We start from the raw sequence: 22,979 nt of genomic DNA on the forward strand, positions 1-22,979 counted from the left end.
GCACCCCCGGCTGAAGCACGGGGGCTTCGTGCCCTCCCCTTCAGGTAGCTGACCAGCTTAAGCCTTAACTGGCTACGTTCAGAGCAAGAGTTAAAGTTCCTACCCGGGAATGCGTGCTAGTTCTCGGCTCTAGAACCGAATCGTTAAACAGTCCTAAGGGGTTAAGACAGTGCGATTGGGAAAGTACCGACTCTGAACATTAGCGTTCGCGCAGCGTGCGCGTTAGCGCATAGCAAACATTACCCCGCAAGGGAGTCGGAGCCAACCATAGCTCCATGGAGGGGCAACCATACCCCTCCACCCCGCAAGGGGGTGCTGGCGGCTAAAGCCGCTTGAGTCGGTTTTCCTCTCCGCGATCAATCACGGAGCTTCCAACCCTCCCAGGAGTTTTACGTGAATTTTGGGACGTCTCTCCTATCGATGCCGATCACAGCTCCTCCGTTGTCAATGGCTTCTCCTGTTCCATTTAGTCCCCAAGAACTGGACGACTTAAACCCTGATGATTTAACTGAGCTAATTCGCTGTTTTTTAAGCTTTAGCAGTAATCCCCTAGAAAATATCCATCGCCTTGTTAACTTAGGTCGTGAGTTAACTGGGGGCCTTTGTGCGTGTTATCAAAGCCGTTCTCAAACCGAGCCGGTTAAGAAGCCTGGACAGGAGTCTCTGACCTGCATTATGGATGATTCGAGTCGGTCAACTTGTAGCCGTCGTCAGTTAGATCATCCTGGTGATTCACCACCCCTCAATCTACTTCGCTGTCCAGCCTGTAAATGTCAAACGGACGGGGTGAGCCAGAATTGGGTCATTACCGATGACATTCATGGCAAGCTTTCGATGCGTCATGATCCACTCAACCCTGTCACCTCCGAGCAAACACGGATTTTAAGCCTGATTGCGCGGGCGATCGCCATTGAAGAAGATCGCTTATATGAACAAGAACGGCAGCGACTTCGACAACAGCGGGAAATTGTCGTCGGTCAGATTGCGCAACAGATTCGCAAATCGTTAGACTTACAAGATATTCTTCATAGTACCGTTCAAAGCTTAATGGAATTTTTAGAAGCGGATCGGGTCATCATTTGTAGAATCAATGAAGATGGGAAGGGAGAGATTTTACAAGAGGCGCGTAATGCTGAGATTCCCTCAATGATTGATTGGGTTCTCAGCGATCCTTGGCTTGTGGATCAAAAATGCCACCGAGATTATTTGTCGGGTCAGGTTTTAGTGATTGAAGATATGCAAAAGGCTAATCTTGAACCGGGTTTGCAGCAGTTAATGGACTTTTTTAAAGTTCGCGCTCGCCTAGTTATGCCGATTATTCTGACTCAAGATGTTGAAGCTGAGGGTGGCGAGAAGGACCTGAATGCAGGAGAACCTTGGGGATTGTTGATGGTGCATCAATGTTATCATCCTCGACAATGGCAAACCGACGAGATTAATCTGTTGCCCCAATTGGCCACCCAGCTTGTGATCGCAATTCAACAAGCACAACTCTACGAACAAGTGCAAATCGCGAACCGTGAACTGAGTGAGTTAGCCACTCAAGATGGTTTGACGCAGATTTGCAACCGTCGCCGGTTTGATGCGTATCTCGATCATGAATGGCGACGATTACTGCGATCGCAGGCGCCCTTATCTCTGATTTTGCTCGATATTGATTGGTTTAAACAGTATAACGATACCTATGGGCATCTAGCCGGTGATCAATGCTTACAACAAGTGGCTCAAAGCCTAAAAAAATCGATGCAGCGATCGACAGATTTGGTGGCTCGCTATGGAGGGGAAGAGTTTGCGATTATCCTCCCCGATACTACGGAGACGGGGGCGCAGTTTCTGGCCGAACAGGTGCGATCGCAGATCGCCCATATGCCCATTTTAGATATCGGCTCTCATGGCAACAGCTCCATCTCCCATCAGGTGACGGTGAGTATTGGGGTAGCCAGTCACGTTCCCTTTCCTGAAGCGAGTCCCAAACTCCTCATCGCCGCTGCTGATTCCGCTCTGTATCGAGCTAAAGAGCAAGGGCGCAATCGTGTTTGTCTGGCTAACGCCGCTGACTTTGCTCAAACTGATTAAGACGCTCAGCCCAGGTCAAAACTGCTATAATACGGGGCGATCTACCCAGAGGCAATATGGCAAAATTCACCCTGTTCTCTCGGTTTGAGGGGAAACCGCTCCGGGACACGCTTCCTGACGGCTCCCAGGTTTCGCGATCGCGGAAATGGCCCTGGACCGAAGCCGCCGAAACCATTTCCATCATTGCCTGTGGGGGAGGGGTAGCGGGTGCGATCGTCTTTCAGGAACTGGTGTTAGCCATTGTTCCGCCAGTGTTTGCTCTCTCGTTTAACATCATTAACCGTTCTCGTCGCCTTCAGGATCTGCGAGAGCGCAATCTTTTATCTCAAACCGACGCCCGAGAATTGCGATCAGAGCTTCACGAGATCCAGGATTCCCTGCAAACCCTGCCTCTGGCCGATCGCATGATGGAAATTGAAGCCTGTGTGCGTCGTCTGAGTGATGCCACGCTGGAGTTGCAAGGCCAGCAGGCGGGGATGGTTGAGGAAATGGGGGACGATCGCGAGAAAATCAAAGAGGCCTTTGGGATTCTACGTCAGGGGGTCTATAACCTCAGTCACCACACCAACACCTCCCTAGACCGTTTGCGAGCCGAACTCGATACCCTACGGCGCGATGTTGAACCGACCGCCAGCCGAGTGGCTCGGCAGATTAGCGATCAGGCGATCGCGCCTCTACACCAGCAACAGCGGCTGCTTGAGCAACAGCTTAGCCAAGTTCAACAGCAACAGTCCCTCCTCTCGCCTCAAGTGCAGCAGTTGACTGAAGCGGTGACCCATCTGCGAACTCATACGGCACAACATTGGCTCTCGGAAATTGATCGTCGTCTGGAGTCGGTTTTGCCCTACCGCTACCGAGTGGTGAGTGAGGATGCCTCTGATTATCTGTTTGAGGCTCTCAATCAAGGTAAGGAACATGTGGTGATTGTGACCCCTTGGTTGGAACTCGATCCCGTTCGTGCTGAGTCGTTTCTGCAAGCCTTAGACAACATTTTGTCGCAAAATGTCTTTGTGAGCTTTGGTTGGGGTCGTCGGGCCGATGTGGGACGCGCCCGCAACACCACTCGTCCGATTGCCCTCAAGGATGGGGGCTGGCGCTATCAGCCTGAACGAGATCCTCATGGCTACTATCGTCTGTTACCGCAACTGTTGGAGTTGAAGAAACGCTATAAACGACTGACGCTCAAGTTGTTGGGGACGGCAGAGCGTATTGTGGTCTGCGATCGCGATTGGGCGCTTCTCGGTAGCCATCATCTCCTCTGTCATGTGGCTAGTAATACTCCAGAAGTGGGTCTATATACCAATGACCCCCATGTGGTTCTCGATCTCGGACAACGGTTTAATCTCGTCCCTCATTTGAAACGGCGGGCCATGCCAATGCCGGGACGGTTGACGGTGAATCATTAGAGGGAACAGGGAACAGGGAACAGGGAACAGGGAACAGGGAACAGTGAACAGCAAACAGGGGGGAAGAAGCCAAGGGGCAACAGGCAGCGGGTTTGTGGAGCTTGCTGTCTAATTGGTATCATCGCTGACATCAAAATCTTTAGATTTATTTCATAATCTGAAAGAGCAATACTCGATCAGGAATTGGTGATATGGATTACAAGCAAGAACTCATCACAACCATTCATGATTTTGGCTGTAACCTGGAGTTTCTTGAAAGCCGCGCCACACAACTGAGTGAACAGTTCCCGACGGCTGTGCTGATTCCGGCACTCTACGACGAACTTGAACGGCCGGCGTTGGCTCATATTCGCAATCATCTGCGGGAATGCCATTTCGTTAAAACCGTTGTTCTATCGGTCTATGCCGATAGTTTGGATCAATATGCCAAAGCCGTTGAGTTTTTCCGTTCTCTGCCGCAAAAAACTCTGGTCATTTGGGAAAATGGCCCGCGAATCCAAGGGATTTTAGAACGCCTGCGCGATCGCGGCTTAGATATTGTCCGCTTCAAAGGGAAGGGGAAAGCCGTTTGGTTGGGACTTGGGGTTGCATCCTTAGAAGCTGATGCGATCGCCCTTCATGATGCCGACATTATTACCTACGATCGCTCCTATCCCCTCAAACTGCTCTTCCCACTCCTGGAAAAAGAATGTGGGATTGCCTTCAATAAAGCCTATTATGCTCGTCTCAGTAGCGATCGCCGTAGCCTCAATGGACGAGTGGCGCGGTTATTTGTGACCCCCCTCCTGACGGCCCTGATTGAAATCTTTGGGTATCAAAACTATCTACGCTATCTCAGTTCCTATCGCTATCCTCTCTCTGGGGAATTTGCCCTAAGTGGCGATTTAGCCCTAACGACGCGGATTCCGGGCAACTGGGGCTTAGAAATTGGTATGTTGGCGGAAGTCTATCGCAACGTGGCCGAAAAACGGATTTCCCAGGTCGATTTAGGGATTTTCGACCATAAACATCAGTCTCTTGGCCAATCGAGTCAGGAAGGACTGCAAAAAATGTGTCGGGATATCCTGCAATCGGTGTTACGAACCCTGACGGAAACGGAACGGGTGATTATTTCAATGGATCACATCCGGGCCTTGCGGGTTAAATTCCGACGGGAGGCTCAAGACTATACCCGCCAGTATTTTGTGGATGCTTTGTTTAATAATCTCCCCTACGATCGCCATGAAGAGGAGAACATCGTTGAAGTCTTCGATAAACTGATTCTCGAAGCTGGAGAGGAGTATTTCCTGAATCCGGCTGGGGCGCAAATTCCGGACTGGACGCGGGCCATCGCCGTCATGCCGGAACTGCGGGAAGAACTGCGGGCCGCCACCATCGCCGATAGTCAAGATGCTATGGCCTACACCCATCCCTCTGAGAGCATACTTGAACCGATGCTCTCGGTCCATCCTCTTGATCCGCTGCATAGTTCAGCTAACCCATAGGGTTTGGGTTGGTTCTGGGGATGAGTTAAGTGGCACTAGGGGTTGCGATCGACCTGATAGCTGCCGACAATCAGGCGGCTGTCCTCAACATAAATATCATAAGACTCGTTGATGCCATACAGGTTCAGGACATAGACGCGATCGCCATGCTGTTCAATATAGCCGATGGCATCGAGATCCTGTCCTGAGGCATTCTTTCCTCGCCAGTCGAGGCGAACACTACCATCAGGTTGCAGTTCGGAACGTTGCCAAGCCATCTCCCGAATGGCTGTTTGAGTCCGTTGACGATACAACTCTTCCAAGTCATCGATGGTTAGAGTCTCTTGCGTCTCGAAATAGGTCACTTCGCCCCCAAACTCACCATTCGCGGATAAGAAGCTAACGCCATTGGCTTGGGGTTGGTGAGCATAGTGCTTGGGAAAGGAAATTTCGAAGATTCCTTCGGGATGACGATAGGTTTTTCCGTCTCCGGGAATGGACTCTTCTGTGTCATTTGTGTCGTTTGTTTCGTCCGTCTCTTCCGTCTCTTCCGTGTCTTGCGAGGGAAGATCTGAGGATGAGTTCTCTTCCGGCTGAGGGGTCGACTCACCGGTCATCTCAGGAGTCGCGGTGGGAGTCTCGTCATCACCAGACTCCGTCACCGGGCTACAGGCCCCTAAAATCGGCAAAGAGACCAGAATCCCCCAGATTATCCAGCGCCAAGGATGGATCATTCGTTTCGACTCCCCAGTAAATAATGCGGTTGAAAATGGTAGTGATTTGACCGTTTCTGACTTGGCTTATGGTATCACCTCTGTCCCAGCTTGAACTCAAATTGACATTTAAGATTTTACATTTAGCAGGCACATAATTCTTTTATAGAGGCAAATTCTGATTTTTTAGCGTCTTATTTGATTTGTCTATTTTGATGGAGGTTTTCGAGGTTAAGGGACGGACGGACGGTAGTGGACTCATGAAAATAGTCATAAATCTCCGCTGCGAGTCGTTTGCCAATTCCGGGAACCTCGGCTAACTGGTCGGGGGAAGCCTGCATGAGATAATCCAGGGAATGAAAATGAGCCAGTAATTGCTGCTGACGCTGAAATCCGAGGCCGGGAATCTCGTCGAGGCGCGATCGCCGCATCCGTTGACTTCGCTGCTGACGATGGAAGCTGATCGCAAAGCGGTGAGACTCATCCCGCAATCGCCGTAAGAGTTGCACGCCAGGTTGTTCAGGATGGCTGTCTAAGGGTTGGGAGACGCCTGGGGTGAAAATCTCTTCCCGTTGTTTGGCTAAACTGATGACGCGCAGAACCTGATCGAGTCCCATCTCTTTTAAGATTTTCATGACGGCGGAGAGTTGACCTTTGCCACCGTCAATCACGACTAAGTCAGGATAATCTGGGGACTCGATCAGGGTTTTGGGGGATTCGTAGTCACGGAAGCGCCGCTGCAAGACTTCGGCTAAACTGGCGAAGTCGTCGGAATGGCCGCTACGAATTTCGGGGTTGCGGATTTTGTAATGGCGGTACTCTTGTTTGGCGGGATGTCCATCGAGAAAGACCACTCGGGAGGCGACGGCGTTGGAGCCTTGGCTATGGGAGATGTCGTAACATTCGAGGCGGCGGGGTGGGGGCGACTGTCCGAGAAGCTGGGCCAGGTCTTGTAGGGCTTCTTGGTTGCGGCGATCGCCCCGTTCGAGTCGGGCCAGTTCGTAGCCGGCGTTGCGTTCAACCATGGCAATGAGTTCGGCTTTTTGTTGCCGCTGGGGGACTTCTAGGGTGACTTTCCGGCCTCGGGTTTGGCTGAGCCAGGTTTCTAGGAGATCGGCGTCGGGGAGGGGATGTTGCAGGAGAATGGTGCTGGGAATTTCGACGGGGTCAAGGTTGCGATAATGTTCTTCGAGAACTCGTTGCAGGATGGAACCGGGATCGTCGGCGTTGGCGATGAAGCCGAGGCGGCTGATGAGTTTTCCGGCCCGGATTTGGAACAGTTGAATGCAGGCGTGGCGTTCTCCGAGACGCAGGGCGATCGCATCTCGGGAAATGCGGTCATCGGGGAGGGCGACTTTTTGGTCAACGCCGAGGGATTGTAGGCCTTGCAGGCGATCGCGCACTTCGGCGGCTTTCTCAAATTCGAGTTGTGCAGCGGCGGTTTGCATCTGCTGGTTGAGGAGGGTTTCGAGTTCGCCGATACGTCCTTGGAAGACCATGGCCACTTTCTCGACGATTTGATGATAGGCCTCGGGGGTAATCAGTTGTTGGCAGACTCCGGGACAGCGGCCAATGTCGTAGTTGAGACAGGGCCGGTCTTTGAAGAGGGGTTTGGGTCGTTGACGCAAGGGGAAGATGCGTTTGACGAGGTTGAGGGTACTGCGGAGTTGGCGGGTATCGACGTAGGGGCCGTAGTAGCGGTCTTTGGGGTTGGCGATGCGTCGTTTGCGGGTGATGAAGATACGGGGATAGTCTTCGGACCAGGTAATGCAGAGATAGGGATATTTTTTGTCGTCTTTGAGGAGGACGTTGAATTGGGGTTGATGTTGTTTGATGAGGTTGGCTTCGAGGGCTAGGGCTTCTGCTTCGCTGTCGGTGACGATAAACTCGATATCACAGACTTGGTGAACCATGAGGGCGATGCGATCGCTCAGGGGTTGGGATTGGCGAAAGTAGGAGCGTACGCGGCTGCGGAGGCGTTTGGATTTGCCAATATAGAGGATGCGATCGCCGTCATCCCGCATCAGATAGACTCCCGGTTCTGGGGGGATATCTTTAAGACGTTGTTCGAGGCGATCGGGTTGGTCTAGGAGGGGAAGGGGTCGTGTCTTTATCATGTCTCAACGCGATCGTCAAGGAGTCGTCGGGAGTTTTAACCCGTTGAAGATTTCGGCTGCTGTCAGGTTTAGGTCAAGGCCAGACAATAGGGTCAATGGCTCATCTTCAATCCTGAGTTGGGGTTGTTCTCGGGGCTGAAACATCAGAACACTGCGATCGCCGGGATCGATTAACCAGGCCAGTTCAGTTCCCGACTCCAACCCATATAGGATTTTACCAATCACCTGATTTGGCTGTTGATTGGGGGAGAGAATTTCAATGATCCAATCGGGGGCGATGGAGAAATCATTGGCAAATTCTCCCGCTTCATCTAGGGGAATCCGATGCCAACGAAACACGGCGATATCTGGAACCAGGGAGCGATCGCCAACGGTCCAACGCAATTCTGGGAACCCATAAGCCAACTGAGTGGCTTCTCCCACTTGATTGATACGTTCTAGCAATTTAGCTTGTAAACGGCTATGTTTCCCTTTCGGCATCGGTTTTTGAACAATTTGTCCCCGAATATACTCACGGGCGGGTGTGGTTTCGGGCTGTTGCAGAAACTCTGCCAGCGATCGGCATTGGGAAACTGTTGTCACCATAGAGACTTAACAATTGACAATTGAATAGGGACGGTTAAATAAACTAAAGTCTTGGCATTACATTGATTTTAATATATATCTAGTCTTATTTGCTATGACTAAAATGACAGAATAAATTCCAGTTCCCCTTAAGCAAACAAAACCCCCTCTCGGGAAGAGAGGAGGTCTTGTCGATTATCCTACACAGAGGGGTTCAGATTAACCGAACTTACCAGCCGTTGAGGCAATCAGGAAGGCCGCGTAGGTGAAGATATACCCCACAGTAAAGTGAGCTAGACCCACAACCCGAGCCTGAACGATGGAGAGTGCAACGGGCTTGTCTTTCCAACGAACTAGGTTCGCCAGAGGAGTGCGCTCGTGTGCCCAAACCAAGGTTTCGATGAGTTCTTGCCAGTAACCCCGCCAAGAGATGAGGAACATGAAGCCTGTCGCCCAAACCAGGTGACCGAACAGGAACATCCAAGCCCAAACCGAGAGGTTATTGACACCGAAGGGATTGTAGCCGTTGATTAACTGAGAAGAGTTCAACCACAGGTAATCGCGGAACCAACCCATCAGATAGGTGGACGACTCATTAAACTGGGCAACGTTACCTTGCCAAACGGTGAGGTGTTTCCAGTGCCAGTAGAAGGTCAACCAACCTAAGGTGTTCAGCATCCAGAACATGGCGAGATAGAAGGCATCCCAAGCAGAGATGTCGCACGTACCGCCACGACCCGGACCATCACAGGGGAAGCTGTAACCGAAGTCTTTTTTGTCCGGCATCAGCTTAGAACCACGGGCATCCAAAGCACCTTTGACGAGAATCAAGGTGGTGGTATGCAGACCGAGGGCGATCGCATGGTGAACTAAGAAGTCACCAGGACCAATGGTCAGGAAGAGGGAGTTGGAACCACTGTTGATGGCATCCAACCAACCGGGTAGCCACACGTTGGCATGGTTGGGCCAAGCGGTGGTAGCAATGCTGTCGGGGTTCGACAGAAGAACATCAAAGCCGTAGAGGGCTTTACCCGATGCGGCCTGAACCCATTGGGCGAAGACCGGCTCAATCAGGATTTGTTTTTCGGGGGTACCGAAAGCAACGACGACGTCGTTGTGAACATAGAGTCCCAAGGTATGGAAGCCGAGGAACAGAGACACCCAGCTCAGGTGAGAAATGAGAGCCTCTTTATGATCCAGCATCCGAGCCAGAACATTGTTTTTGTTCGTTTCGGGATCATAGTCACGGACAAAGAAGATTGCGCCGTGAGCAAATGCCCCAACCATCAGGAAGCCAGCAATGTACTGGTGATGGGTGTACAACGCTGCCATGGTGGTGTAGTCCTTCGCCATGAAGGCGTAGGGAGGCAGAGCGTACATGTGCTGCGCCACCAGGGAGGTAATCACACCTAAGGAGGCGAGAGCCAGACCCAGTTGGAAGTGCAGCGAGTTGTTGATGGTGTCGTAGAGACCTTTGTGACCTTCACCCAACATTCCGCCGAAAGGAGTGCCTTTGGGGGGATTGTGAGCGCCGAGGATCTCTTTAATGCTGTGACCGATACCAAAGTTGGTGCGGTACATGTGACCTGCGACGATGAACAGGACGGCGATCGCCAGATGGTGATGCGCCATATCCGTCAGCCACAGGGACTCGGTTTGCGGGTGGAAGCCACCCAAGAAGGTCAAGATAGCGGTTCCTGCACCTTCAGACGTGCCAAAGACATGGCTTGCGGTGTCAGGACTCTGAGCATAGACGCCCCAGTTACCGGTGAAGAAGGGCTTCAGTCCGGCCGGGTGAGGCATGGTGCTGAGGAAGTTATCCCAACCCACATGCTGACCCCGAGATTCAGGGATGGCGACATGCACCAGGTGACCGGTCCAAGCCAGTGAGCTAACTCCGAACAGACCCGCGAGGTGGTGGTTCAGGCGAGACTCAGCATTTTTGAACCAAGAAAGGCTCGGACGATATTTCGGTTGCAGGTGCAGCCAGCCCGCGAAGAGCATGACAGCCGCCAGAACCAGAAGGAAGATCGACCCTTGGTAAAGGTCGTTGTTGGTGCGCATTCCGATGGTGTACCACCAGTGGTACACGCCGGAGTAAGCGATGTTGACCGGGTTAGATGCCCCGGCTTGAGTGAAGGCATCAACAGCGCCTTGACCGAATTGAGGATCCCAAATCGCGTGGGCGATGGGACGGATGTTGAGGGGATCTTTGATCCACTGCTCGAAGTTGCCTTGCCAAGCGACATGGAAGAGGTTGCCTGAGGTCCACAGAAAGATAATGGCGAGGTGTCCGAAGTGGGACGCGAAAATCTTTTGATAAAGATTTTCTTCCGTCATACCATCATGGCTTTCGAAATCGTGCGACGTAGCAATCCCGTACCAGATCCGCCGTGTGGTTGGATCCTGGGCCAAGTCTTGGCTAAATTTTGGGAATTTCGTTGCCATAAGTCCTACAAGGAGATGCGTGCGAGTATCATCCTACTGAAATGATCCGTGCCAGGAAGAATGCCCAGGTTGTGGCAATCCCACCTAACAGATAGTGGGCGACGCCAACGGCCCGACCTTGAATGATGCTCAGGGCGCGGGGTTGAATCGCGGGAGCGACTTTGAGCTTGTTGTGAGCCCAAACGATCGACTCAATTAGCTCTTGCCAGTAGCCACGTCCACTAAAGAGGAACATGAGGCTGAATGCCCAAACGAAGTGAGCACCGAGGAACAGCAGTCCATAGGCAGACAAGGCTGAACCGTAGGAACCGATTACCTGAGAGGCTTGCGCCCACAGGAAGTCGCGCAACCATCCATTAATGGTAATGGCGCTTTGGGCAAAGTTGCCATAGGTGATGTGGGACACCGAACCGTCTGCACCAACTGTTCCCCAAACATCGGATTGCATTTTCCAACTGAAGTGGAAGATGACGATGGAGAGGCTGTTGTACATCCAGAACAGACCCAAGAACACGTGGTCCCAACCCGACACTTGGCAGGTACCGCCACGTCCCGGACCGTCGCAAGCAAAGCGGAAGCCTAGCTCGGATTTGTCGGGAATTAGGCGAGAGCTGCGAGCAAACAGCACGCCTTTGAGCAGAATCAGCACGGTCACGTGAATCGTGAACGCATGAATGTGGTGAACCAGGAAGTCAGCTGTACCGAGTTCAATCGGCATCATGGCGACTTTTCCACCCACCGCGACGACATCGCCGCCAAAGGCAGGACTCACACTTGCTAGGGCGTTGGGAGCTGTATTTCCCGGTGCCAAGGTGTGTAGGTGTTGAACCCATTGGGCAAAGATTGGCTGAAGCTGGATCCCCGTGTCGGAGAACATATCTTGAGGACGACCAAAGGCACGCATGGTGTCGTTATGGACGTAGAGTCCAAAGCTGTGGAAGCCCAAGAAGATACAAACCCAGTTCAGGTGAGAAATGATTGCATCTCGATGGCGGATGACCCGATCGAGCAGGTTATCCACGTTTTTGGCAGGATCATAGTCACGAACCATGAAGATGGCAGCGTGAGCGCCTGCACCGACGACTAGGAAGCCGCCAATCCACATATGGTGGGTAAACAGCGACAGTTGTGTCGGGTAATCCGTCGCAATGTACGGATAAGGAGGCATGGCATACATGTGGTGAGCCACAATGATGCTCAGGGAACCCAGCATCGCGAGGTTAATCGCGAGTTGAGCGTGCCAGGAGGTGGTCAGGATCTCATAAAGTCCTTTGTGACCTTCTCCGGTGAACGGCCCTTTATGGGCTTCCAGGATTTCCTTCATGCTGTGACCGATACCCCAGTTGGTTCGGTACATATGGCCAGCGATGATGAACAAGACGGCGATCGCCAAGTGATGGTGTGCCGTGTCGCTCAGCCAGAGACCACCGGTTTGGGGGTTCAAGCCACCTTTGAAGGTTAGGAAGTCTGCATATTCGCCCCAGTTCAAGGTGAAGAACGGGGTTAAACCTTTGGCAAAACTGGGGTACAGTTCCGCCATTTTGCTTGTATCAAGGATAAACTCGTGCGGCAGGGGAATATCCTGCGGTGCAACACCAGCATCCAGAAGTTTATTAATGGGAAGCGAAACGTGGATTTGGTGACCGGCCCAACCTAAGGAGCCAAGTCCGAGTAAACCAGCCAGGTGGTGGTTCATCATCGATTCCACGTTTTGGAACCATTCCAGTTTCGGTGCACTGACGTGGTAATGGAACCAACCGGCGAACAGCATCAGAGCCGCCATGACTAAACCACCGATGGCGGTGCAGTACAGTTGGAACTCGTTGGTGATGCCGCTGGCACGCCAGAGTTGGAACAAGCCAGAGGTAATTTGAATCCCGTGGAAGCCACCACCAACGTCGGCGTTGAGGATGTCTTGACCCACGATGGACCAGACTACTTGGGCACTCGGTTTGATCCCGGTGGGATCGGTTAACCAAGCTTCATAGTTGGAGAAGCGTGCGCCGTGGAAATAGGCACCGCTTAACCAGATAAAAATGACTGCCAGTTGACCGAAGTGGGCGCTAAAGATTTTGCGCGATACTTCTTCTAAGTCGTTGGTTTGACTGTCGAAATCATGAGCGTCTGCATGGAGGTTCCAAATCCAAGTGGTGGTTTTTGGACCTCGCGCCAAAGTGCGATCGAAGTGACCGGGTTTGCCCCACTTCTCGAAAGAAGTTGGAACCGGGTTCTTGTCGACCTCGACTTTGACTTTTGCATCCCGCTCCTGGGGACTAATCGTCATCGAGTCTCTCCTCTCTCTAGACCATTGACATACTCACCAGCCTAAAGGCGTGGGGATGCTCTAGACCTTGCGGTACTAGATTCCTGGTTCGGCTTGACCGGCTACTGATGCTTGTTTCCTCACATCCTTAGCTCGATGGCTCTCTCCAGGCATTTCTCTCAAAAGTTTAACGCACAATGCGTTGGATTTGAGATGAGTTCCCGGATGCCCTCCGGTACTACGTGAAACGCATTCTATCACAGATAAATCTGCTTAGAATGTCTCCCGAATGATGGGGAGGCTTTTAGACTCGTTGTCGTGAGTAACGTTTCGCCACAAAACATTCTAACCAACTTCCGCAGTCTTGGATGTGATAACTTGGGATTTTTAAATCCCATATTACGTTTTTTATCTTTTATGTCGCTTGCAGTCAGCTTCATATTAGGGAAGTTGATGTTTCCGTCACTCTAAACCCGAGGGCTTAAGAGCTAGACTGAACGTTCTGCGGCTGTTACCGAGAATCTATGTTTGTGATTATAGGTCTTCTTTCGGAATAATTCAAACGATTTCTTTTTATTTTTTCTTGATGTGCGCTAGTAAAATTTGCCCGGTAAGTCAAGTAACGTAACATTAACTTTACAAAAGTTAAATTGTTTTAATAAATTGCACAGAGACGTAGCAAGTCGAGATCTATATATAGTACACACCATAGTACAGGATGGACGGCTGGCTCTCAAAGCGACCAACTCGTTGCCCCAGCTCGGACGCGCCCAAAGGAGTTTTCAGCCTGTGAAGGTGACGCAGTTTGGGCATTTTCCGCTATAGTGACTGGCAAGTCCAGTGATTTGTCATGGACGTTGTTATTTCGAGGGAGTGTTTCAGGCGTGCTGAATCGTGACGATCGCCCATCACTGTGGAAAACATGGCTATCGCGACAACTAGCCCTAGTCCTGCTTGTCGTCCTGGGACTCTGGGGATGTAGTCAACCGGATCTCAGCATCGAGTCAGGAACTCGTCCCAGGCGAACAGCGGAGGCGATCGCCCCTCCCGTCGAACTAACCGAAGTCTCCCCCCCCGAGGCGATCGCCCAACTCAAAATCGCCCTTGATCGCTACCGTCCCCAAGTCCGCATCAAGCAACCCCGTCCCGACGAAGTCCTGCGGACGAGCCAAGTCAACATCCAACTCGACGTCCAAGACCTACCCATCTTCAAAAACAAGACCCTCGGCCTAGGTCCTTACATCCAACTCATCCTCGACGATCGCCCCCTCGACCCCATCCACAACCTCGACCAGCCGATCATCCTCAACGACCTAAGCGCCGGAACCCATACCCTGCGGGCCTTCGCCGTACGTCCCTGGCATGAAAGCTTCAAAAACGAAGGAGCCTACGCCCAAACCAGCTTCCATTTATATACCAAAACCGGCAGCCATCAGCCCGATCCCAACCGTCCCCTCCTCACCTATAACCAGCCCCGAGGGATCTACAACGCCGAACCGATCCTGCTCGACTTCTACCTCACCAACGCTCCCCTACATCTCGTCGCCCAAGAATTTGACGCCGATGAGATTCCCGACTGGCGTGTCCGAGCCACCATTAACGGCTATAGCTTCGTGAGCGATCGCTGGCAACCCTTCTACCTCAAAGGCTTCCAACCCGGAACCAACTGGGTCAAGCTAGAATTTATCGATGAGAGTGGCGAACCCCTACAAAACACCTTTAACACCACCGCCGCCTTGATCACCTATGATCCCGACGGGAACAATCCCCTCTCCCAACTGGTGAAAGGTCAACTCAATTCCCAAGAAGCCGAAAGCATCATCGATCCCACCATTGTCCTCACCCCGGAGACTAAGCCGGACACCAACCCACCCAGCCTTGAACCCGAACCCGAGATTCAACCCGAACCCGTTCTAACGCCTGAAGACACCCTTCCCGAAATTGTCGAACCTGAAGCGACCCCAGACATCCTCATCCCCGACGAACCCGAGGAAACAACACCGTCCCCAGCCGCCAAAAACGCAACCGAGGCTGACGTCAGCGGTGACGAATCCGTCCCCACCCCAGTCAACGGGCCAGCCGACACCTCAGACCAGTCAGCCCCAGAAAACATCTCTCCCACGTCCGCCTCACAAGAAGCGGACAATAACAGCGATCCCGCCAATAACGAGGCCATTGACGAAGCGGAAACCGAAACACCAAGCGAAACACCAAGCGAAGCCGAAGCCGCCACGCCAGCGGTTCAGCCTGAGGACTAAACTCAGTCTGGCGATCGCCACCCTAATGACCGTCCTAGTGGCGACTCATAGCGTAGCCGAAGTGTCCTCAATTCCCCAACCGGCCAGCGATCCCCTCAACCTTGATCATCTCGATCGCTCTCCCGATCTCTTCGAGGAACCCATTATCCGTCCCGATACCGTCTCCCAAGACCATCTGACCGAACCGAGTTTATGGTGGGCCGCCGAGCAGTTTGGTGGCTCACTCCTGGACACCTGGCTCGCCTATCCTGAAGAACAACGCATTGATCTGGTGATTAACCCGCAATTTTGGACCCCTCTCGACTATCTCGAACGCTATCAATTTGTCTATCAAATGGGCGTCGTCGCCCGTTCCTATGGCTACGACCTGCGAGTGTTCAGTCGTCAACAACCCCAACGGCTTCTCGCCGCCTATACCTGTCAGTTTCAAGGATCTCCAATCCGTTGTCGCCTAGATATAGACCGGGGCGGAACCGCAGGATTGAGTCGTCTCGTTCCCGACCCCTTGCCGCCAGATCTACAAAATTAGACATATAAAACGGGACATTATAAATCCCCAAAAATATCTAATTCAAAAGTTTAATTTAGTTTTTCTTGCTTATTTTAAAGTGTCTTTTTTTGGATTGTAAATCATGGTTAAAATTCTCCATCTTTCAGACATTCATCTCGGTAGCGGCTTTTCCCACGGCAAAATCGACCCAGACACTGGCCTGAACACCCGTCTGCTGGACTTCATCGGAACCCTCAAACGTTGTATCGATCGCGCCCTCGCCGAACCGGTCGATTTAGTTCTATTTGGAGGCGATGCCTTTCCCGACGCCACCCCGCCGCCCTATATCGCCGAAGCCTTCGCCCGAGAATTTCATCGGCTGGCCGAAGCCAACATCCCCACCGTTCTCCTAGTGGGAAATCACGATCGCTACTCCCTGGCCGACGGAAGTGCCAGTCTCGGCATTTATCGGACTCTGGCTGTCCCGAACTTCATTGTCGGCGATCGCCTCGATCTCCATCACATCTCCACCCGTAGCGGTCCCATCCAAGTCATCACCTTACCCTGGCTTACCAGTTCAACCCTCCTGACTCGTCCCGAAAGTCAAGGCCTCTCCATTGCCGAAATCAACGAGTTATTAGCCGAACGGCTGCGAATTGCCCTAGAAGGAGAAATCCGCAAACGCGATCGCGACTGTCCCACCATCCTCCTGGGCCATCTCATGAGTGACAAAGCCAAATTTGGGGCCGAACGCCTCCTGGCGGTGAGTAAAGGCTTTACGATTCCCCTATCTCTGCTAGTTCGTCACGAATTTGACTATGTAGCCCTCGGTCATGTCCACAAACACCAAAATCTCAATCCCAGTAACGATCCCCCGGTCGTCTATCCAGGAAGTATTGAACGGGTTGATTTTAGTGAAGAGAAAGAAGAGAAAGGCTATGTCCTGGCCGATGTAACCGTTGGTGGCTGTAACTGGGAGTTCTGTCCCCTTCCCGTGCGAGCCTTCTTTACCCTGTCGATCGATGTTTCCGAAGCCGACGATCCCCAAGCCACGCTCTTGAAAGCCCTAAACAAGAGCGATATCGGCGATCGCGTGGTGCGGCTACGCTACAAACTACGAGCCGATCAACTCGATCGCATCAACACCTCTGAGCTTCGCAAAGCCCTCAAAAGCGCCCATAGTGCCACAATTCAGCCCGAACTGATCAGTCAACTGAGTCGTCCCCGGATTCCCTCCCTAAGTGGCCGGGCCATCGATCCCCTCGATGCTCTGCACGCCTATCTCGACAACCGAGAAGACCTACGAGATATCCGCGACGATGTCGTCAAGGCCGCTGAACATCTCCTGCATGAAGAGCAGCTACCCCTATTTCGTGAGTCTCGTTAGGAGTTGGGGACATGGCTGAGAATCTTATGGACTACATCCTCAATGGTCAAATCATCGGTTTGAATTTCGATCGCATCCTCAGCCTTTTGTAAGGGAGACAACGCCCGAGTGCTATCTTGCTGATCCCGCTTGGCAATTTCGGCTTCTAACTGAGAGAGGTCAACCTCATAGCCCTGCTTTTCTAAATCCAACTTGCGCCGTCTGGCTCGTTCGGCAACGGAAGCGGTCAGGAAAATCTTGACATCGGCCTGGGGAAAGACCTGAGTTCCCATATCCCGTCCTTCGGCTACTAAGCCCCCAGCCGCGCCATAGTCTTGTTGTTGTTGCACTAAAAACCGACGCACAGCGGAGAACGCGGCAACGGTGGACACCTTGGCGGTGACGTCAGGGCTGCGAATGGCTTGGGTGACATCATGCTGATTCACCCAAACGCGACATTGGGGACTGTCGGCTTGGGGTTCGAGGCGAATCTGGCAATTGTCTAGGGCCTGGGCGATATGGGCTTCATCCTCGATCGCAATACCCGATTCGAGGATATACCAGGTTACAGCCCGATACATGGCTCCAGTATCTAAGTACAGAAGGCCCAAGCGATCAGCGACTTGTCGGGTGACGGTGGATTTACCCGCCCCGGCGGGGCCATCGATGGCAACAATGGGTTGGCGGATGGTGGGTTGGCGGACTGTTAACAGCATGGTATCAATTAGGCGAGTGGAACCGAGGTGGGCGGCGATGAGAAGTCGTCCTTGTTGGTTGATGGTTTCTATGGGTTGTAGGGTTTGGGGGTCAACCAGTGCGATATATTCGGGGGTGATTTGGGGAACTTTGGCCAGTTCAGCGTTGACGGCGGCGAGTAGGGATTGGGCCTGGCGTTGTCCGGCTTCAAATTGCTGGCGGGCCGACTTTAAGCCGCGAAATAGGGCGCTGGCTTGGTCCTGTTGGCGATCGCTGAGGTATTGGTTACGGGAACTATAGGCGAGTCCTGAGGCTTCCCGGACAATGGGACAGCCAATAATCTCTACAGGAAAATTGAGATCCGCCACGAGGTGACGGATAATCACCAGTTGCTGAGCGTCTTTTTCGCCAAAGTAGGCGCGATGGGGCTGAATCAGGTTGAAGAGTTTGCTGACAATGGTGGCCACCCCTTGGAAATGTCCGGGACGCGATCGCCCACAGAGAACTGAGGTTAAGTGTTGGGGTGGCACCACGGTGGTTAGGGAGGACTCTCCCGAGGCGATTCCCAAGTCCTGGGGCCGGGGGCAAAAGACGGCATCAACGCCTAGTTCCCGGCAATGCTGTAGATCGGCGTCTAGGGTTTTGGGATAGCGATCGAGGTCTTCGTTGGGGCCGAATTGGAGTGGGTTAACGAAGATGCTGACGATAACCTGGTCATTCTGCGATCGCCCCTGCTGAATGAGGCTTAAGTGCCCCTGATGGAGATTGCCCATCGTGGGGATCAACCCCAGGCGGGCATCAGGGGGCAACTGGTGCCGATAGTGGCGTAATTCAGCAATGGTGGTCAGTTTTTCCATGACCCTGCGACTGTTAACAGTAAATTGCGATTAACCGCTCGGGAGGTCTCAAGGGTTAGGTTAAAGATGCACCCTTCCAAACCATCCACTGTTAACGATTCTGGGCCAACTGTCAAGGGTTAGTTCGCGAGAACTTCGAGAACCACGGGAGCGGTTCCGGTATGAATCATACCGAGTTCTTCGGCTGCTCGGGCGGAGAGGTCAATCACCCGTCCGCCGGTGTAGGGGCCGCGATCGTTGATACGGACGACAAGAGAACGACCATTGTTGAGGTTCGTCACGCGAACTTCGGTTCCAAAGGGTAATTCTAAATGAGCCGCCGTGATCTCTTGACTATTGAAAATTTCACCGTTGGCGGTTCGGTTCCCTTCAAAACCGGGTCCATACCAGGAGGCGATTCCTTGTTCTTCGTGAACAACTGGCTCGGATTTGGGAGCAGCAGTAGCGGGTTTTTCAGAGGTTCCGGCTTCGCGATAGGCTTGATGAGTTTCCGAAGCTACGGTTCCTAAAACTTCTGGTTGCGGGGGGGCTAAGGCCTCTAGTAAACTGGAGTTATCTAGAACCTGACTCGGGGCGAATGAGAGTTGTTCGATGCCCGAGTTAGCATTCTCGATTTGTTCTCGATTCGCAATGAGCCTCTCCTCAGCGGTTGGAGAGGACGTCACGGTGTTTTCTACTCCGTTTTCTCCTTGTGCCAGCTCCGAAACAGTTGCTTCAGCGGCAAGGGGGAGGTAACGTGCAGCCGCGCTCTCCTGGGCGTTGACCAGTTGAGCCGAGCTTCCCAGTCCGGAAATAGCTAAGGCCACCGTGAAGTTTCTCCAAAGTTGATAACTCATAAATAGGAACGTCTCCTGAGTGAGTACAGTACACACCACGGTCTGTTTAGGGGTGTGTTGGCGAGTATGAGGTTGGTTCGCTGCGATCGCCGCCGCTCGAAGGAGTCTGCCTAACTCCCAAGGAGGCGGATCGGTCTGAGTGGCAGATTTTGCTCACTCGACAGCTAACTCATACTCATTTCGTGTTTAAGTTGTAGGTGGAACTGCAACAGAATAACACGAAGATTTTGAATCGGGGATCAGTAGTCGCTCGAAAAGCGGTTAAACTTTATCAAAAGTTTACAATCCGCTTTTCGGGCATTTTCTGCTGTAACCCCTTACTGGTCAAGCGCTCAGCGTTTCTTGCGCGAGAACAAATCTTTAACAAAAAAACACATAAAAATGACCATAAATATGGTATAGGGTTGTCAGGATTTCAAGAAAGGGGCAAGGTTAAGCTAGAATGCAGCTTGCAGTTGCGATCGCGCGATCGCAGCCCACGATTATGTCATTAAAGAAATCTGCCTCATGGACTATCAGGACGCTGGAGTGAACATCGAAGCCGGTCGCGCCTTCGTCAACCGCATCGAATCCCTCGTTAAAGACACCTATCGTCCTGGGGTTCTCGGAGGCCTGGGAGGATTTGGCGGCTATTTTGAACTTCCCGAGGGTTATCGGAAACCAGTTCTCGTGTCTGGAACCGACGGCGTGGGGACCAAACTGAAACTGGCCCAATCCCTGAACCGCCACGACACCGTTGGGATCGATCTCGTGGCGATGTGTGCCAATGACGTCCTCACCAGTGGGGCCGAACCCCTGTATTTTCTGGATTACCTGGCCACCGGAAAACTCGACAGCGAACAACTGGCCCAGGTGGTGAGTGGGATTGCGATCGGCTGTCGTGAGGCGGGATGTGCCTTATTAGGGGGAGAAACCGCCGAAATGCCGGGATTTTACCCCGATGGGGAATATGATATGGCCGGGTTTTGCGTCGGGATTGTCGAAAAAGAGCAACTTCTCGACGGATCTCAGGTGAACGTGGGAGATGTGGCGATCGCCCTTCCCAGTTCCGGAGTTCACAGCAACGGCTATAGTTTAGTGCGGAAAATCATCACCGACGGGGGCTATTCCTGGAGTGACTGTCCCCCGGTGTTGCAGGGACAATCCTTGGGAGAGGTATTTCTCACGCCGACCCAACTCTATATCCAACCGATCTTAGAACTGCGTCGTCAGGCGATCGAGATTCATGGGATGGCCCACATCACCGGCGGCGGACTCCCGGAAAACCTACCCCGCTGTCTGGGAGACAAGCAGTCTGTCCGCATTAACTACGAAGGTTGGGAGACTCCCCGCGTATTTGAATGGTTGGCTGAGGCGGGGAACGTCTCACCCGAGGCCATGTTCGACACCTTTAATATGGGAGTCGGATTTGTGGTTGTTGTTTCCTCCAGGGATGTGGAGGCGACTCTGGCGAGTCTCAACACTCAACAGCAACCGGCCTGGGTGTTGGGGGAAGTCATCGACGGCGAGGGTGAAGTTCTCGGGTTACGCTGAACGACGGAAAAGACGGCGATACACCGGTTCTCCTTTGTTGTAGGTGGCGATTTCTCGTTCCGTCGCCACCGGGAGAGGGTTGTCGGGTAGCCAGTCGTCGCTGGTGGCGGTGAAGGCGGGATGTTCCGAGACGCGATCGCACATCTCGATAGCCACCTCCTCCACATCCGATTGCAGGAAAATCTCCCCATCGGGGGCCAAGAAACGGGCCAAATCGGCCACTAACTCCGGTTGAACCACGCGACGCTTATGGTGGCGTTTTTTGAACCAGGGATCGGGGAATTGAATCGAGACTCGTTTGAGACATCCCTCGGGGAGAGATCCCAGTAACGCTTCACTCATGACATTGATATTGCAATATAAATAGTGAAGATTGGTTAGGTTGTCGCGATCGCGCCATTGATTGGCTTCATCCACCAACGACTGACGAATCTCTAAACCGAGAAAATTCCAATCCGGCTGTTGTGGGGCCAGTTCGTAGAGAAAACGACCTCGCGCACAACCAATATCTAAATGTAGGGGTTGTTGAGGATTTTGGTAAATGTCAGACCAATCCGGGAGGGGAACCGGTTGTTGGTACTTACGACTGAGAGGATTAACATGTTGGCGAACTCGAACCGGAGACAAGATCAACACCTCCTAAAGACAATCTCATTATCTTATGACAGTTGGGCAACCAGGGGATTTTCTCGGGTCATTTATTGCCTGAATTGTCATTCACCCCGCCAAATTGCCTCGATCGCCGCCGCCACCTGGCCCGCCTCTTCTACCTGATCGAGTAATACCGTAACATGACCTAATTTGCGTCCGGGACGAGATTGGCGTTTACCATACCAATAGACATGGGCCTGGGGAAACCCGCCGAGGCGATCGCGTCTTTGTTGGTAATCCGATTCTGCGGTCTCAAATCCCAACAAATTGACCATCACCGCCGCCGGAGAGGTCATCGTCGTTGAACCGAGGGGGAGATCACAAACCGCCCGTAAAATTTGGGCAAATTGGGACGTTTCACAAGCATCTAAAGAAAAATGTCCCGAATTATGGGTTCGCGGTGCAATTTCATTGACCAAGACTCGCCCATCTGGAGTTAAAAAGAGTTCAATCCCAAACAGTCCGATTACATCTAAATTGCTGAGGAGCGATCGCGCGATCGCCTGACAATCCTTGACCACATCCTCGGAAACCGCCGCCGGGGCAACAACGCGCCGACAAACTTGATTCTCTTGTTGGGTTTCCACAATTGGATAAATGGCAATTTCTCCCTGACGATTTCGAGCAGCCATGACGGCTAACTCACGCTCAAAGGGGATAAACTCTTCCATGAGGACGGACGGATAGCCCCAGCGTTTCCAAGTTTCCTCAAACTGGGTTCTATCGTGCAAAATTACCGTTCCTTGACCATCGTAGCCATGTCGCCGCGCTTTCATGACGCAAGGGAAAGTGATTAAATTCGAGTCATTTTCGGTTTTTTCCAACTTAGAGAAATGAGGAACGGGTAACGTTAAGTTATCCAAATAGCAACGCTGCTCATACTTATCTAAAAGCGGTTTTAACGCCGATAGACGAGGACGGAACAACACATTAGAATTGTTGATTTTTTCCAACTCAACTAAATCAACAAATTCATTTTCAAAGGTAATCACATCGCAGCGTTGTGCCAACTCCTGAGTTGCCGCCACATCCGCGACATCGGCGAAAATAACCTCATCCGCCAGTCCAACCGCTGGGTCATCTGAATTCGGAGTTTGAATGATGGTTTGAAGTTGTAATTTTTGGGCTTCTTGCGCCATCATCCAGGCAAGTTGTCCGCCCCCAATAATTCCAACAATTTGTTTAGATTTACTCATCGTTTTATCAACATTAAATACTCTTCAATTCCGGTTTTAAATAGTT

At 52.3% G+C, this 22,979-nt stretch carries 16 protein-coding genes; 7 read left to right on the plus strand and 9 right to left on the minus strand.

All coding sequences use genetic code 11. The annotated features are described in order from the left end of the window. Window positions 1-447 precede the first annotated feature (447 nt). The 3 genes from R6U67_RS15590 to R6U67_RS15600 all read left to right on the plus strand — a co-directional run bounded on the left by R6U67_RS15590 (window position 448) and on the right by R6U67_RS15600 (window position 4,966). Complete coding sequence (locus R6U67_RS15590; protein ID WP_410253399.1) at window positions 448-2,076, plus strand: diguanylate cyclase domain-containing protein; 1,629 nt, start codon at window positions 448-450, stop codon at window positions 2,074-2,076. A gap of 56 nt (window positions 2,077-2,132) precedes the next feature. After that, a complete protein-coding gene (locus R6U67_RS15595) occupies window positions 2,133-3,482 on the plus strand; it encodes a hypothetical protein (RefSeq protein WP_410253400.1) in 1,350 nt (449 codons plus the stop codon). Window positions 3,483-3,673: 191 nt separating this feature from the next. Continuing rightward, the gene (locus R6U67_RS15600) at window positions 3,674-4,966 is read left to right on the plus strand and encodes a glucosyl-3-phosphoglycerate synthase (protein ID WP_410253401.1); all 1,293 of its coding nucleotides are present in this window, start codon (window positions 3,674-3,676) and stop codon (window positions 4,964-4,966) included. 35 nt (window positions 4,967-5,001) lie between these two features. Here the strand turns inward: R6U67_RS15600 and R6U67_RS15605 are convergent, their stop codons facing one another. From R6U67_RS15605 to psaA, 5 genes are all read right to left on the minus strand, one after another. After that, window positions 5,002-5,679 (minus strand): hypothetical protein, encoded by a 678-nt coding sequence (locus tag R6U67_RS15605; RefSeq protein ID WP_410253402.1) that lies wholly within the window; start codon window positions 5,677-5,679, stop codon window positions 5,002-5,004. 173 nt (window positions 5,680-5,852) lie between these two features. Beyond that, window positions 5,853-7,775, minus strand: coding sequence for an excinuclease ABC subunit UvrC (gene uvrC, locus R6U67_RS15610; RefSeq protein WP_410253403.1), 1,923 nt, complete (start codon window positions 7,773-7,775; stop codon window positions 5,853-5,855). A gap of 15 nt (window positions 7,776-7,790) precedes the next feature. Next, window positions 7,791-8,360, minus strand: a complete 570-nt coding sequence (locus tag R6U67_RS15615; protein ID WP_410253404.1) for a Uma2 family endonuclease — start codon at window positions 8,358-8,360, stop codon at window positions 7,791-7,793. Between the two features lie 198 nt (window positions 8,361-8,558). Continuing rightward, entirely contained in the window at window positions 8,559-10,787 is a 2,229-nt protein-coding gene (psaB, locus tag R6U67_RS15620; protein WP_410253405.1) for a photosystem I core protein PsaB, read from the minus strand. 28 nt (window positions 10,788-10,815) lie between these two features. Further along, window positions 10,816-13,071 (minus strand): photosystem I core protein PsaA, encoded by a 2,256-nt coding sequence (gene psaA / locus R6U67_RS15625; RefSeq protein WP_410253406.1) that lies wholly within the window; start codon window positions 13,069-13,071, stop codon window positions 10,816-10,818. 863 nt (window positions 13,072-13,934) lie between these two features. On the opposite strand from psaA, the gene R6U67_RS15630 reads away from it, so the two are divergent. The 3 genes from R6U67_RS15630 to sbcD all read left to right on the plus strand — a co-directional run bounded on the left by R6U67_RS15630 (window position 13,935) and on the right by sbcD (window position 17,185). Next, window positions 13,935-15,308, plus strand: coding sequence for a hypothetical protein (locus R6U67_RS15630; protein ID WP_410253407.1), 1,374 nt, complete (start codon window positions 13,935-13,937; stop codon window positions 15,306-15,308). Continuing rightward, window positions 15,226-15,837 carry a hypothetical protein gene (locus tag R6U67_RS15635; protein WP_410253408.1) on the plus strand — a complete coding sequence of 204 codons (612 nt, stop codon included), beginning with the start codon at window positions 15,226-15,228 and terminating at the stop codon, window positions 15,835-15,837. The genes R6U67_RS15630 and R6U67_RS15635 overlap by 83 nt, the downstream gene beginning before the upstream one ends. A gap of 103 nt (window positions 15,838-15,940) precedes the next feature. Beyond that, the gene (sbcD, locus tag R6U67_RS15640; RefSeq protein ID WP_410253409.1) at window positions 15,941-17,185 is read left to right on the plus strand and encodes an exonuclease subunit SbcD; all 1,245 of its coding nucleotides are present in this window, start codon (window positions 15,941-15,943) and stop codon (window positions 17,183-17,185) included. On the opposite strand, the gene R6U67_RS15645 is transcribed toward sbcD, so the two are convergent. Next, window positions 17,182-18,717: a bifunctional pantoate--beta-alanine ligase/(d)CMP kinase gene (locus R6U67_RS15645; RefSeq protein ID WP_410253410.1), complete on the minus strand. Its 1,536-nt coding sequence runs from the start codon at window positions 18,715-18,717 to the stop codon at window positions 17,182-17,184. The two genes, sbcD and R6U67_RS15645, sit on opposite strands and share 4 nt — an antisense overlap. A 119-nt stretch (window positions 18,718-18,836) precedes the next feature. Further along, window positions 18,837-19,592 (minus strand): septal ring lytic transglycosylase RlpA family protein, encoded by a 756-nt coding sequence (locus tag R6U67_RS15650; RefSeq protein WP_410253411.1) that lies wholly within the window; start codon window positions 19,590-19,592, stop codon window positions 18,837-18,839. A 468-nt stretch (window positions 19,593-20,060) separates the two neighbouring features. Here R6U67_RS15650 and purM point away from each other — a divergent pair, with 468 nt between their 5' ends. Next, a complete protein-coding gene (purM, locus tag R6U67_RS15655) occupies window positions 20,061-21,086 on the plus strand; it encodes a phosphoribosylformylglycinamidine cyclo-ligase (RefSeq protein ID WP_410253412.1) in 1,026 nt (341 codons plus the stop codon). On the opposite strand, the gene trmB is transcribed toward purM, so the two are convergent. Together trmB and R6U67_RS15665 are read right to left on the minus strand one after the other, a co-directional pair. Further along, a complete protein-coding gene (gene trmB / locus R6U67_RS15660) occupies window positions 21,078-21,713 on the minus strand; it encodes a tRNA (guanosine(46)-N7)-methyltransferase TrmB (protein ID WP_410253413.1) in 636 nt (211 codons plus the stop codon). The two genes, purM and trmB, sit on opposite strands and share 9 nt — an antisense overlap. Before the next feature lie 86 nt (window positions 21,714-21,799). Further along, on the minus strand, window positions 21,800-22,933 hold the full coding sequence (locus tag R6U67_RS15665; RefSeq protein WP_410253414.1) for a 5-(carboxyamino)imidazole ribonucleotide synthase: 1,134 nt from the start codon (window positions 22,931-22,933) through the stop codon (window positions 21,800-21,802). Between the last annotated feature and the right edge of the window lie 46 nt (window positions 22,934-22,979).

Origin of the sequence: Sodalinema sp., from assembly GCF_046483825.1 — a bacterium.
In the GTDB taxonomy this organism is placed as follows: Bacteria; Cyanobacteriota; Cyanobacteriia; order Cyanobacteriales; family Geitlerinemataceae; genus Sodalinema.